General features: G+C 71.4%; 12 protein-coding genes. 10 read left to right on the top strand and 2 right to left on the bottom strand.

Annotation, left to right across the window (positions count from 1 at the left end):
• The first annotated feature begins 164 nt into the window (after positions 1-164).
• The 9 genes from ACFULQ_RS45690 to ACFULQ_RS45650 all read left to right on the top strand — a co-directional run bounded on the left by ACFULQ_RS45690 (position 165) and on the right by ACFULQ_RS45650 (position 10,766).
• Positions 165-1,463: an extracellular solute-binding protein gene (locus tag ACFULQ_RS45690; RefSeq protein WP_383556742.1), complete on the top strand. Its 1,299-nt coding sequence runs from the start codon at positions 165-167 to the stop codon at positions 1,461-1,463.
• Positions 1,463-2,404, top strand: a complete 942-nt coding sequence (locus ACFULQ_RS45685) for a carbohydrate ABC transporter permease (protein WP_383556739.1) — start codon at positions 1,463-1,465, stop codon at positions 2,402-2,404. Before ACFULQ_RS45690 ends, ACFULQ_RS45685 begins: the two co-directional genes overlap by 1 nt.
• Positions 2,401-3,222, top strand: a complete 822-nt coding sequence (locus ACFULQ_RS45680) for a carbohydrate ABC transporter permease (protein WP_383556737.1) — start codon at positions 2,401-2,403, stop codon at positions 3,220-3,222. The genes ACFULQ_RS45685 and ACFULQ_RS45680 overlap by 4 nt, the downstream gene beginning before the upstream one ends.
• A 46-nt stretch (positions 3,223-3,268) precedes the next feature.
• Positions 3,269-4,414: an ROK family protein gene (locus ACFULQ_RS45675; RefSeq protein ID WP_383556734.1), complete on the top strand. Its 1,146-nt coding sequence runs from the start codon at positions 3,269-3,271 to the stop codon at positions 4,412-4,414.
• Between the two features lie 29 nt (positions 4,415-4,443).
• On the top strand, positions 4,444-5,952 hold the full coding sequence (locus ACFULQ_RS45670; RefSeq protein WP_383556732.1) for a GMC oxidoreductase: 1,509 nt from the start codon (positions 4,444-4,446) through the stop codon (positions 5,950-5,952).
• A gap of 21 nt (positions 5,953-5,973) precedes the next feature.
• The gene (locus ACFULQ_RS45665) at positions 5,974-6,585 is read left to right on the top strand and encodes a nucleoside deaminase (protein ID WP_383556730.1); all 612 of its coding nucleotides are present in this window, start codon (positions 5,974-5,976) and stop codon (positions 6,583-6,585) included.
• Positions 6,582-7,547: a sugar phosphate isomerase/epimerase family protein gene (locus ACFULQ_RS45660; protein ID WP_383556727.1), complete on the top strand. Its 966-nt coding sequence runs from the start codon at positions 6,582-6,584 to the stop codon at positions 7,545-7,547. Before ACFULQ_RS45665 ends, ACFULQ_RS45660 begins: the two co-directional genes overlap by 4 nt.
• A gap of 243 nt (positions 7,548-7,790) precedes the next feature.
• Entirely contained in the window at positions 7,791-9,845 is a 2,055-nt protein-coding gene (locus tag ACFULQ_RS45655; protein ID WP_383556724.1) for a phosphocholine-specific phospholipase C, read from the top strand.
• Positions 9,846-9,908: 63 nt separating this feature from the next.
• Positions 9,909-10,766, top strand: a complete 858-nt coding sequence (locus ACFULQ_RS45650; RefSeq protein WP_383556722.1) for a phospholipid scramblase-related protein — start codon at positions 9,909-9,911, stop codon at positions 10,764-10,766.
• Positions 10,767-10,772: 6 nt separating this feature from the next.
• On the opposite strand, the gene ACFULQ_RS45645 is transcribed toward ACFULQ_RS45650, so the two are convergent.
• A complete protein-coding gene (locus ACFULQ_RS45645) occupies positions 10,773-11,720 on the bottom strand; it encodes a hypothetical protein (protein ID WP_383556719.1) in 948 nt (315 codons plus the stop codon).
• On the bottom strand, positions 11,717-12,523 hold the full coding sequence (locus ACFULQ_RS45640) for a phosphatase PAP2 family protein (protein ID WP_383556716.1): 807 nt from the start codon (positions 12,521-12,523) through the stop codon (positions 11,717-11,719). The genes ACFULQ_RS45645 and ACFULQ_RS45640 overlap by 4 nt, the downstream gene beginning before the upstream one ends.
• 233 nt (positions 12,524-12,756) lie before the next feature.
• Here ACFULQ_RS45640 and ACFULQ_RS45635 point away from each other — a divergent pair, with 233 nt between their 5' ends.
• Positions 12,757-13,371 carry a TetR/AcrR family transcriptional regulator C-terminal ligand-binding domain-containing protein gene (locus ACFULQ_RS45635; protein ID WP_383556714.1) on the top strand — a complete coding sequence of 205 codons (615 nt, stop codon included), beginning with the start codon at positions 12,757-12,759 and terminating at the stop codon, positions 13,369-13,371.
• The last annotated feature ends 105 nt before the right edge of the window (positions 13,372-13,476 follow it).

The raw sequence follows: 13,476 nt of genomic DNA, 5'->3' as shown, positions 1-13,476 counted from the left end.
GCGCAGAACGCACCGGGCCCGCGCCGCCGCCGATTTCGCTACAAGTTCCGAAATTATTCGGGGCGAGGACAGCCACGTGGCCGAAACACGCGGTTCCTAGCGTCGGGACACACCACGCCACCGACCTCAGCAGTCGTGAGGAATCCCGTGTCACAGGAGTCCCCGTGTCCCACCTCTCCCGCCGCACCGCCCTGCGGCTGACCGCCGGTATGGCCCTCGGCGCCGCGCTCCCGCTCGCCGGCTGCGGGCGCGAAGACGACGCGACCGCCGCCTCCGGCGCCAAGAAGGTCGACGCCTCCCCGGCCACCGGCACCGTGAACCTCTGGGCCGCCCAGGGCGACGCCGATGTGCTCGCCTCGGTCCTCAAGCCGTACAAGGCCGCCAACCCCGACCTGGTCGTCAAGACCACGCTGATCCCGAACGCGGAGTACTACACCAAGCTCCAGGCGGCCGTCGCGGCGGGCAAGGGACCGGACGTCGCCCAGTTCTTCCCCGAGTCGCAGGCGCAGTTCCTCGACTCGTCGACCCTGCTGCCCGTGCCGGACGGCCTGGTGGACCCGGGCAGCTTCTTCAAGAGCCTCTGGGACGCCGGCGTCGTGAACGACGTGGCCTACACGGTGCCCTGGTACGCGTACACGTACGCCCTGGTCTACCGATCGGATCTGGCCAGGAAGGCGGGCGTCGAGGCGCCGACCACCTGGGCCGGGATGGAGCCCTTCCTCAAGGGCCTCCAGGGCGCCGGCGCGGCCCATGCGCTGGGGGCCGACATCGGGTGGGACATCTTCAACGGCCAGGACGTGGCCATGTACGCCTGGCAGGCCGGCGGCTCCCTCGTCACCTCCGCCGGCCGGTGGAACCTGGACACGCCCCAGATGATCGACGCCCTCGACTACAACGCGTCCTTCTTCACCGCCGGGACCGCCGACACCAGTGGGCCGACCTTCCTCGACGCACAGCCGTACTTCGTCTCCGGAAAGACCGCGAGCATGATCACCGGGCCGTGGGTCATCGGCCAGCTCGACACCGCCGCCAAGAAGAGCGGCTGGACGGCCTCCCATGTCGCCACCGCCCCGCTGCCCGCCGGAGCGTCGAGCAGCGTCTCCTTCTCCGCGGGCGGCACCTGGGGCGTCCTCGCCGACAGCGGCAACCCGGACGCCGCCTGGAAACTCGTCCGGGATCTGGCCAGGCCCGGCACGCAGGTCGCGCAGTACAAGGCGTACGGCTCGCTGCCCGCCGTCGTCTCCGCCTGGGACGACCCGGCGATCAAGGGCCAGCCGCTCCTGGCCGCCTTCTTCACCCAGCTCAAGAACACCCGTGCGTTCCCGCAGGTCAGTACGTGGCAGCAGGTCGCGACCCGGCTGGGCAAGGAGATGGAGGCCGTCGCCAAGGGCAAGCAGACCGCGGCGAAGGCGGCCGCAGCCGTCCAGGCGTACGCCGAGAGCGTCGGCACGGGCAGGAAGTGATGACCACGACGCTCGCACCGGCCGCCAAGAGGGCCAGGGCCCTGCCGAGGACGGCGGCGCCCAGGGCGTCCCGGGCCCGCCGCACCGCGGTCGCCTGGCTCTTCCTCGCCCCCTTCGGCGTCGTCTTCCTGGTCTACACGGCGATCCCCACGGTCGCCGCGCTCGCCCTGAGCCTCACCGACATCCGCGGCGCCGACCTGCGCACCCCGTTCGCCGTCGACTTCACCGGCCTCGACAACTACCTCCGGCTGTTCCAGGACGACACCTTCGTCCGGGACATCCTCAACACGGCCCTGTTCGTGGCCGTCGGCGTGCCCCTGACCATGGGCGTCGGACTCGCTCTGGCCCTCGTGCTGAACTCCGGCATCAGCAGGCTGCGCGGGGTCCTGCGCACCGTCTTCTTCGCGCCCGTCGTGACCAACGTCGTGGCCGTCGCGCTGATCTGGCAGTACGCCTTCCACGTCGACGGCACGGTCAACAAGCTGCTCGGCGCGGTCGGATTCGCCGGACCGAACTGGCTGGACGATCCCGACCTGGCCATGCCGGTCGTCATCCTGCTCGGCGTCTGGCGCAACTTCGGCACCGCGATGGTGCTGTTCCTCGCCGGTCTCCAGGCGATCCCGCGGGACGTGTACGAGGCCGCCGCCCTGGACGGGGCCGGCCGGTGGCGCGGGCTCCGGCACATCACCCTGCCGTTGCTGCTGCCCACCACACTCATGGTGTCCGTCCTGCTGACCGTCTTCTACCTCCAGGTCTTCGACGAGCCCTACCTCCTCACCGGCGGCGGCCCGCTGGGCTCCACCGAGTCGGTCGCGCTGTACACCTACCGGCAGTTCGGCGCGGGCGAGTTCGGGATGTCGTCGGCCGCGTCCTTCGTGACGCTCGCGCTGGTGACCGTGGTCAGCCTCGTCCAGTTCCGGCTGCTGAGGTCCCGCACATGAACCGTGCCGCCCGCCCCCTGATGTACGCCGCCCTGGTGCTGTGCGCCCTGCTCACCCTGCTGCCCTTCGCGTGGGGGGTGAGCGGCTCGGTGCGCAGCCTGGACGAGATCCGCTCCGACCCCGGGGCCCTGTTCCCGCACCACCTGACCTTCGGCAACTTCACGCGGCTGTTCCGGACCCAGGGCTTCGGCCGGTTCCTGGTCAACAGCGTCGTCGTCGCGCTGATCGTGGTCGCGGGGAACATCCTGGCCGCGTCGGCCGCCGGGTACGCCCTCGCCAAACTCGACTTCGCGGGCCGGCGGCTCGCGTTCGGCGCGGTCATGGCGGCGATGATGGTGCCCTTCACCGCGGTGTTCGTCACCCAGTTCGTGATCACCGTGGACCTGGGCCTCGCGGACACCCTCACCGGGATCGCCCTGCCCGGCGCGGCGCTTCCGCTGTCGGTGTTCATCGTGCGCCAGTACGCCCTGTCGATCCCCGACGAACTCCTCGAAGCGGCCCGTATCGACGGCGCCGGCGAGTTCCGGATCTTCTTCAGGATCTTCCTGCCGCTGGCCGGACCCGCGGTCGCCACGATCACGATCATGTCGTTCCTCACCTCCTGGAACAACTTCATCTGGCCGCTGGTCGTCGCCCAGAGCATGTCCACCTACACCCTCCCGGTCGGCCTCGCCGCCACCAGCCAGGCCGCGGCCCATGTCACCGACTACGGCCTGCTGCTCGCCGGAGCGATCGTGGTGATGCTGCCGGTGCTCGTCCTCTTCCTGTTCCTTCAGCGCTACTTCGTGCAGGGCATCGCGGGAACGGGGCTGCGATGAGCACGCCGGCACGGGGCGGGTACGACCCGGTGAGGGGAGGGGCGGCATGCTGATCGCCGGCATGAACCAGAGTGCCGTACGACGGGTCAACACCTCCGTGATCCTGCGGGCGTTGGCGGTGTCGGCCGGGCCGCGGAAGCTCACCGAACTCGCCGGGCAGACCGCGCTGTCCCGGCGCACGATCGAGCTGATCCTGGACTCGCTCGTCGAGGCGGGCTGGGTCAGCGAACTCGACCGGGTGCCGAACAGCGGCTGCGCCGGACGCCCCGCCCGCCGCTACGAACTGCGCGCCGAACACGCCCTGCTGGCCGCCGTACGCGTCACGACCGTCGACGGCTCCGCCGTCGTCGCCGATGTGCGCGGCCACATCCTCGGCCGGGCGCACGGTCCGCTGCGCGCCTACGAGGACCCGGCCACCACCCTCGACGACGCCGCCGAACTGGTCCGCCGGGCCCTCGACGACGCCGGCGGCACGATGGACCGGCTGCGCGCCGGGGCCATCGCGGGCGGCGGTGCCATCGACGACGAGGGCGTCGTACGGCGCCTGGTGCACACCACCCGCTGGGAGGGCGTGCACCTGCCCGAGGAGCTCGGCCGGCGGGTCCCGGTGCCCTGGTTCGCCGACAACGACACCAACCTCGGTGCGCTGGCGGAGCGTTGGCGGGGAGTGGCCGCGGACCACGACAACGTCGTCTGGGCGATGCTCGGCAACCGGACCGGGCTCGGCATCCTCATCCGGGGGGCCGTGCATCGCGGGCTCGAGGGTGCCGCGGGCGAGATCGTCGAGGCCCGCTCGATGCCGGCCGGCTCGGTCGAGGACCGTCCGGTCGCCGCGCTGACCTCACCGCTGCCCGCCCAACGCGCCCTCGCCCTGGAGCGGTTCGGGGCGGCCCGCGACGGTGACGCCGCCGCGCTCGCCGAGGTCGACGAGTTCGTGGAGAACATCGCCTCGATCCTCACCACCCTGTCCTGGACGGTCGCCCCCTCGCTCATCGTCCTCGGCGGCGGCCTGGAGGACGCGGCCGACGTCCTGCTGCCCCGGGTGCGGGACGCGCTGCGCGACGCCCGGACCCCCGCGGTCGAGCTGCGGGCCACCGCGCTCGGGCACGACGCCCCGCTCATCGGCGCGGTCAAGCTCGCCCTGGACCGCATGGACACCGAGCTGTTCGGACCGCTCGTCCCGGTCGACTGACACCCCACCCCACGTACCCGGAGCTCCAGTTGACCCACACCCCCCGCACCGACGTCCTCATCGTGGGCAGCGGCATCATGGGATCCCTCGTGGCCCGCCTCCTGCGGCGGAGCGATCCCGCGCTGCACATCACCATGGCCGACGGCGGCAGCCCGATCGGCGGTGTGCCGGGGCGGCACCTGCACGACCTCGACGACCCCGAGCTGTGGTCCCGCTACAACGAGAAGGTCGCCACCGGCGTCCAGGGCATGTACACGGGAGCGGAGGTGGTCCGTGAGGTCGCGGGCGCTCTCCCCGACCTCACCCCCGGCATGTTCCACGCGCTCGCCTTCGGGGAGGACGCCGAGGCGATGCCGCAGGCCGCGCTCGCCTGGAACGCGGGCGGCATGGGCGTCCACTGGACCGCCGCGACCCCGGAGCCCGCCGCGGACGAGGCCTTCGACTTCGGCGACCCCGACGCCTGGGCCGCCGACCTCGCCACCGCCCGCCGACTGCTCGCCGTCACCCCCGCGGCGATCGGCCCGACCAAGGTCGGCGAACTCGTCCTCGACGTCCTGCGCCGACGCTACGGCGGTACAGGCCCCGCCGACCGGGCCCCGCAGCCCATGCCGATGGCCGTCACTCCCACACCCTCGGGCCCCATGCCCCGCACGGCACCCGGGACGATCTTCCCCGCCGTCGCGCAGGGCGGCGATCCGGCCTTCACCCTGCTCACCGGCACCCTCGTGACCGCCCTCGGCACGGAGGACGGCCGGGTCACGGGGGCCCGGCTGCGCCGCGTCGCCGACGGCACCGAGTCCGAACTCCGCGCCGGCACCGTGGTGGTGTGCGCCGACGCCCTGCGCACCCCGCAACTCCTGTACGCCTCCGGCATCCGCCCCGAGGCCCTGGGGCGTCACCTCAACGAGCACGCCTTCGTCACGGCCCGCGTCCTGCTCGACCTCGACCGGTTCGGCCTGGACCCCGACGCCCTGCCCCTGCCGCGTCCCGGCGAGTTCAGCACGGACTCGCTGTGGCTGCCCTGCAACGGACCCGCCCAGCCCTTCCACGGCCAGATCATGAACCGCACCTACGTCGACGAGGCGGGCCGGCCCCTCGCGCACTCGGTGGGGCTGTCCCTGTACGTCCCCGTCGAGTCGCGCCCGCAGAACCGGCTCGTGTTCTCGGCCGAGGAGACCGATCTCGCCGGGCTGCCCCGCATCCGCGTCGAGTTCGGCTACTCCGGGGCCGACCGCGCGCTGATCCGCCGCGCGCTGGACGAAGTCCGGTCCGTCGCCGAGCAGTTCGGCCCCTTCGACCCCGCGACCGAGTCCACCGTCCTGCCGCCCGGTTCCTCGCTGCATCTCACCGGCACGGTCCGGGCAGGCGTCCGCGACGACGGCACCTGCGTGTGCGACCAGGACGGGAGGGTGTGGGGCTTCGACAACCTGTACCTGGCGGGGAACGGAGTCGTTCCCACGGCGATGGCCGCCAACGTCACCCTGACCGGTGCCGTCACCGCGGTACGGGCCGCCCGTGCCGTCACCGCACGCACCTGAACCACCGAGAGGAACCGAACCGTGATCGACATCGCCAGGGAATACCGGGTGGCCCTGCCCGCCTGGATCGACGACGAACTCGCCGACACGCCTGCCGCCCTGCCCTCCCGCGAGGACCGGATGCGCCTCGTGCACCGCCTCGCCGACCGTAACTGGCGCGAGGGCAACGGCGGTCCGTTCGCCGCCCTCGTCGCCGAGCGCGCGTCCGGCCGGATCGTCTCCGTCGGCGTGAACGTCGTCCTGTCCACCGGAGTGTCCAGCGTGCACGCCGAGGTCGTCGCGCTCGGCCTCGCCCAGATCGCCACCGGCAGCTGGGACCTCGGCGGCGACGGCCTGCCCGCGCACGAACTGGTCGTCAACTGGCGCCCCTGCGTGCAGTGTTACGGCGCCACGATGTGGTCCGGGGTGCGTGGCCTGGTGGTCGCGGGTGAGGGTCCGGAACTGGAGGAGATCACCACCTTCGACGAGGGGCCGCTCGGCTCCGACTGGGCCGCGCAGTTCGAGACCCGTGGCATCGAGGTCGTGGGAGACGTCCTGAGGGACGAGGCGCTCGCTGTGTTCCGCAACTACCGCAAGGCCGTCGACGATTCCGACGAGGTGGTCGTCTACAACGCGCGCGGGGGGACGGAATGAGCCCTCGTTTCGCGACGGACGTCGTCACCTTCTACCACCCCGAATTCTGGGACCTCGACTCCGCAGACGCGGTCCGCGCCTGGGCCGCGGATCATCCGGACCGCTTCTGGGGTCAGGTGCTGGACACGCTGGCCGAGACCGAGGTCACCGGCATCGAGCTGACGTTCGCGCCCGGCGGCATCGACTCGGCGCTGCGCGCCCACGGCAGCGCACAGGCGTTCCGCCGGGAACTGGCCGGCCGGGGCCTCGCCGTCGTCAGTGCCTTCGTCGCCGACAGCGACGCCCCCGACTGGCGGCACGGCGGCAACCTGCCCGCGATCGTCGCGGACGCCGAGCGCCGCGCCGCCTTCCTGGCCGAGGTGGGCGCCGAGGTCCTCGTCGCGGGACTGCCGATGAGGACGACGTACGGCACCCGCCCGCCGTTCTTCGTCGACGCCGCCTACATGACCCGGATGGCCGACATCGCGCACGCGGTGGGGGAGGCGGTGTCCCGGTACGGGGTGCGGCTGGCGTTCCACACCGAGTCCCACAGCACCCTGTGGTACGAGCGGGACATCGACCTGTTCATGGCCCTGACCGACCCGCGCTATGTCTGGCTGTGCCCCGACTCCTGCCACATCGCGCTGGGTGGCGGCGACCCCGTCGCGGTGGCCCGGCGCCACACACCGCGCATCACGCTGGCCCACTGGAAGGACGCGGTCGCCCCGATCGACGTCCATCTCACCGTCGACGAGACGGTGTACTCGCAACAGCAGCCGTACATGGCGGAGTTGGGAAAGGGGATCGTCGACTGGGAGGGCTGGGCGGCCGCGATGTCCGCGACGCCCGGCGCGGGCACGGTCCTGATCGAACTGGACGAGGCCGCCGATCCGCCGGCCGCGCTGCGGTCGGGTACGGCGGTGGCGCGGCGGGTGCTGGCGGCGCAGACCAGGGAAACAGTTCCGCGTGTCCCCACTCCTTGAACGGCGGGCCGCGCCGACGGTCACCGTCCTGCTGAGGGGCGGCAGCGGTCTGCTCGGACGTGTTGTCTCTGTGGTGATCGCGACCATCCCCCGCTCGCGCCCCGGCACACCACCCGTACCCGCGACTTTCACATCAGCGCCACCGGACCCTTCCCTGACGTTTGGTGCGCTTGGAACACTCGCTGCGCGCACCTTCCGTCACGTTCCGGCCATCGATGCGCAGGATGAGAGGTCCCCTCACTCATGACTGACGTCAACCGGCGCAGATTCCTCCAACTCGCGGGCGCCACCACGGCCTTCAGCGCCCTGTCGAACAGCATCCAGCGCGCCGCCGCACTCCCGGCCCACCACCGCACGGGGACGATCGAGGACGTCGAGCACGTCGTCGTCCTGATGCAGGAGAACCGCTCCTTCGACCACTACTTCGGCTCGCTCAGAGGTGTCCGCGGCTTCGGCGACCCGCGCCCGGTGACGCTGGAGAACGGCAAGTCCGTCTGGCACCAGACGGACCGCAACGGCAAGGACGTCCTGCCCTTCCGGCCCGAGGCGAACGACCTGGGCATGCAGTTCATCCAGGACCTGCCGCACGGCTGGAACGACGGACACGCCGCCTTCAACAACGGCAAGTACGACAAGTGGGTCCCGAACAAGGGGTCCACGACGATGGCGTACCTGACCCGCGAGGACATCCCCTTCCACTACGCACTCGCTGACTCCTTCACCGTCTGCGACGCCTACCACTGCTCGTTCATCGGCTCGACCGACCCGAACCGCTACTACATGTGGACGGGTTACACGGGCAACGACGGCCAGGGCGGCGGCCCGGTCCTCGGCAACGACGAGGTCGGCTACGGCTGGACCACCTACCCCGAGCGCCTGGAGAAGGCCAGCGTCTCCTGGAAGATCTACCAGGACGTCGGCGACGGCCTCGACGCCAACGGCTCCTGGGGCTGGATCCCGGACGCCTACCGGGGCAACTACGGTGACAACTCCCTGCTGTACTTCAACCAGTACCGGAACGCCAAGCCCGGCGACCCGCTGTACGACAAGGCCCGCACCGGCACCGACTACACCAAGGGCGAGGACTACTTCGACCAGCTGAGGGCCGACGTGAAGGCCGGGAAGCTGCCCCAGGTCTCCTGGATCGCCGCCCCCGAGGCCTTCACCGAGCACCCCAACTGGCCCGCCAACTACGGCGCCTGGTACATCGCGCAGGTCCTGGACGCGCTCACCTCGAACCCGAAGGTCTGGGCGAGGACGGCCCTGTTCATCACCTACGACGAGAACGACGGCTTCTTCGACCACGTGGTCCCGGCCTACCCGGCGGGCTCGGCCGCGCAGGGCAAGTCGACGGTCGACCCCGCCCTCGACCTGTTCCAGGGCAGCGCGAGCCACCCGGCCGGCCCCTACGGACTCGGGCAGCGGGTACCCATGCTCGTCGTCTCGCCCTGGAGCAAGGGCGGTTACGTCTGCTCGGAGACGCTCGACCACACCTCGATCATCCGGTTCCTGGAGCGCCGCTTCGGCGTCCACGAGCCCAACATCTCGCCCTGGCGGCGGGCGGTGTGCGGCGACCTGACGGCGGCCTTCGACTTCTCCCGCAAGGACACCAAGCCGGTCGCCCTGCCGGACACCGACGGCTACGAGCCGCCGGACCGCGAGCGCCACCCCGACTACGTGCCGGTCCCGCCCGCGGTCGGCGTCCTGCCGAAGCAGGAACGCGGACTGCGCCCCGCCCGGCCGCTCAAGTACGCCCCGTGCGTGGACGGTTCGGTCGACGCGAAGGCGGGGAAGTTCACGCTCAGCTTCGCCTCCGGCGCCCGGGCCGGCGCCGCCTTCCTGGTGACCTCCGGCAACCGCACGGACGGGCCCTGGAGTTACACCACCGAGGCCGGCAAGTCGGTCTCGGACGCCTGGAACTCGGCGTACTCGAAGGGGTCGTACGACCTGACCGTGCACGGCCCCAACGGCTTCCTGCGCTCCTTCAAGGGCTCGAACAAGACCGCCGGACCCGAGGTCACCGCCCGCCACACCGGCGACGACATCGAGCTGACCTTCTCCAACAAGGGCTCCGGCACGGTCCGTCTGAAGGTCGCGAGCGGCTACGGCGGCCCGGCGCGGACCTTCACCGTCCGGGCCGGCGCCACCGTCCGGCACACCTTCTCGCTCGCCAAGAGCCGTCGCTGGTACGACCTCACGGTGACGTCCGAGGCGGACGAGGCCTTTCTGAGGCGATTCGCCGGACATGTGGAGAACGGGCGTCCCGGGGTCAGCGACCCTGCCGTAATCACCAGGTAAAGCCGCTGCGCAAGCCGTCGAACAGCCGGCCGGATCGCGATGGTCCCGGGGTAGTGTGCCCCGGTGACCACGCATTCGAACACACCTGCAGGCTGGTACCCCGATCCGCACGGAGCGCCCCAGACGCTCCGTTACTGGGACGGGGCGCAGTGGACCCAGCACACCAACGGCCAGCAGCAGGGGGCGGGGCAGGCGCAGGCCGTGCAGGCCCCGCCGGTCCAGCAGGCACCCCGGATACCGCAGCAGGCGGCCGGCCCCGATCCGCGCGTGCAGCGTCAGGTGCAGCAGCAGGCCGGAGTCACCGCGGGCGGCGCGGGCGGCGGCACGCTGTTCACCGAGCCGGTGCTGGTGGTGAACCAGAAGGCCAAGCTGATCGAGCTGACCAACGAGTACAAGGTCATGGACCAGCACGGCAACCAGGTGGGCTCGGTCACCCAGGTCGGGCAGAGCGCCCTGCGGAAGATCGTGCGCTTCCTGTGGAGTATCGACCAGTTCATGAAGATCAGGCTGGAGATCCGTGACGCCCACGGGCAGCCGGTCCTGCTGCTGACCCGGCCGGGGAAGATCTTCAAGTCCCGGGTGATCGTGGAGCGTCCGGACGGTTCGCCGGTCGGTGAGATCGTCCAGCAGAACATGATCGGGAAGATCAACTTCGCGATGATGGTCGACGGCCGGCAGGTCGGCGCGATCAAGGCGGAGAACTGGCGGGCGTGGAACTTCGCGATCGTCGACCACGAGGGGAACGAGGTGGCCCGCATCACGAAGACGTGGGAGGGGCTGGCCAAGACGATGTTCACGACCGCGGACAACTATGTGCTGCAGATCCACTATCAGCTGCCCGAGCCGCTGCTCAGCTTGGTGGTGGCCACGGCGTTGACCGTGGACACGGCGCTGAAGCAGGACGCCCGTGGGTTCGGCTGACCGTCCCTAGAGCGGTGTGAGGTGCCCCGGTTCGGAAGGCCGGGGCACGATCATGTCCCGCAGCGCCGGTTCCACGGACGCCGTCGACGGCTCCAGTGCCAGCACCGCCGCCACCGGGTGGTCGTCGTCCACCGGAGCCGGAGCGACCCGGCTCAGCAGCACCACGCCCCACGACGCCACGCCCGCTCCCGCCAGGGCCAGCAGTACGCCCGCCGCTCCGCCGCGCAGGCCCTCGCCCAGCAGGGAGAGGCCGATGATCGCCGCGGCCAGCGGGTTGGACAGGGTGACCACCGCGAGCGGGGCGCCCAGGCCGTCCCGGTAGGCCGTCTGGGAGAGCAGGAGGCCGCCCGCCGCGAAGGCCGCGACCAGCAGGGCCACACCGATCACCTGGACGCTGAGCAGGGACGCGGAGCGGTCCGTCGCGGCCACCGTCACCGTCTGGGTGAGCGCGGAGGCGACACCCGAGGCGACCCCGGACGCGGAGGCGTGCCGTACACCGGGCCGGGTGCCCGGGCGGGCCAGCAGTCCGATCAGGGCCGCCGTCACCGCCGCCACCGCCACCGCCTCGGAGGTGCTCAGCACCTTCCCGGGCGCCGAGCCCGACGCCACCACCAGGATGGCCGCGAGGCCCGCCAGTGTGTACGCCGTGCCCCGCCACTCCGTCGCGGTGACCCGGCGCCCCGCCATCCGCGCGCCCAGCGGCACCGCGGCGACCAGGGTGAGCGCGCCGAGCGGCTGGACCACGGTCAGGGGGCCGTACTTGAGGGCCACCACGTGCAGCAGCGCGGCCGACGCGTTGAGCGCGACCGACCCCCACCAGGCGCCCGAGCCCAGCATCCGCAGCACACCGGCCCCGGGGTTGCGGGAGGCCAGGCGCTCCTGGGCGACCGCGGCGGCCGCGTAGGCGACGGAGGAGAGCAGGGAGAGGGCGACGGCGATCAGGGTGGCGTTCATCGGCCCGCTCCGACCAGGACGTTCTTCTTCTCCGACGCGGTCGGTACGAGCTTTTCCTGGGCCCGTCCCGCGGTGGTGACCGTGCGCTGCGGCGCGTGGATCACCGCGAGGGCGATGCCGAGCAGCGCGGCTGCGACGATCGCGTCCATCCAGTAGTGGTTCGCCGTGCCGACGATGACCGTCAGGGTCACCAGCGGGTGCAGCAGCCACAGCCAGCGCCAGCGCGAGCGGGTCGCCACGATCAGGCCGATCGCCACCATCAGCGCCCACCCGAAGTGCAGTGAGGGCATCGCCGCGAACTGGTTGGAGAGGGTGTCGGTCTGCGGCGGGCCGTACACCGACGGGCCGTAGACCTTCGCGGTGTCGACCAGACCGGCCGCCGCGAGCATCCGCGGCGGGGCCAGCGGGAAGACGAGGTGCAGCACCAGGGCGGCGCCGGTCAGCGAGGCGAGGATCCGGCGGGCCCAGACGTAGTGCGCGGGGCGCTTGAGGTAGAGCCAGACCAGGAAGGCGACCGTGGCCGGGAAGTGGACGGTCGCGTAGTAGGTGTTGGCGAGGTGCGCGAGGGTGTCGCCGTGCAGCAGCAGCGACTGCACCGAGCCCTCCGAGGGCAGGTGCAGAGCCCGCTCCCAGTCCCAGAGGCGGTCGGCGTTGCGGAAGGCCTCGGTGGTGTGACCCGTGACCAGTTGCCGGCCGAACTTGTAGACGAGGAAGAGTCCTACGACGAGCAGGAGCTCACGGACGAGCGGCGGCCGCGCTGGCGCGTCCTGCTCCGCTTCTGAAGGCTCGGTGCGGGCACTCATTCCCCCGGCCCTTTCGCTGACGGTGGTGCGGGTACTTGGTTCGAACAAGGTGATGACTGGTCCGGATTCCCAAACTCATCGATACGACATCGTACCGATACGCCATAGTACCGATACGGCCGGGTACCGGTACACTGGCGTATCGATAGACAAACGACACACTGGAATCCGGGAATGAAACGCGGGCCCGGTGGCACAGGCGCCGCCCGCCCCGCGAGTGAGGAGAAGAGCGGATGACGTCGCAGGCCGCGGACGGACCGGAGACGGTCGCCGCCTCGCGCCGCTCCAAGATCACGCCTGAGCGTGAGCAGGAGTTCTTCGACGCCGTGCTCGAACAGATCCGTGAATGCGGATACGAAGCCGTGACCATGGAGGGCGTCGCCTCCACCACGCGGTGCAGCAAGTCCACGCTCTACCGGCAGTGGAAGACCAAGCCCCAGTTCGTGGTGGCCGCGCTGCGCTCCCGCCGCCGGGCGAAGTTCGACGGCATCGACACGGGATCGCTCGCCGGCGACCTGCGCGAGGCCGCCCGGGCGGCGGGCCGGTGGTCGATGCACGACACCAAGCTCCTCCAGGCGCTCGGCCATGCCGTCACCCAGGACGCGGAACTCGCGAAGGCCCTGCGTGAGGCGCTGGTCGATCCGGAGATCGCCGCGCTGAGGCACATCCTCCAGCGGGGGGTCGACCGGGGTGAGATCGCCATGGGGCACCCGGCGCTGGAGTACATCCCGGCCCAGATGTTCGGAGTGATCCGCGCCCGGCCCGTCATCGACGGGAAGTACGCCGACCCGGACTACCTGGTCCGCTTCGTCGAGGCCGCCGTGCTGCCGGCCCTCGGCCTGACCTGAGACCCAGGCCGCCGTCCACGGGATGACTGGACGGCGACCTGCTCGCGCCGCACCGTGGGGACGGGGGCGGCGCGCACCCCCCGGCCGGGTGGGGCCCCTCCTGAG

Source organism: Streptomyces sp. NPDC057253 (assembly GCF_042669125.1).
GTDB lineage: Bacteria > Actinomycetota > Actinomycetes > Streptomycetales > Streptomycetaceae > Streptomyces.
This window is presented reverse-complemented; position numbering and strand designations above follow the sequence as displayed.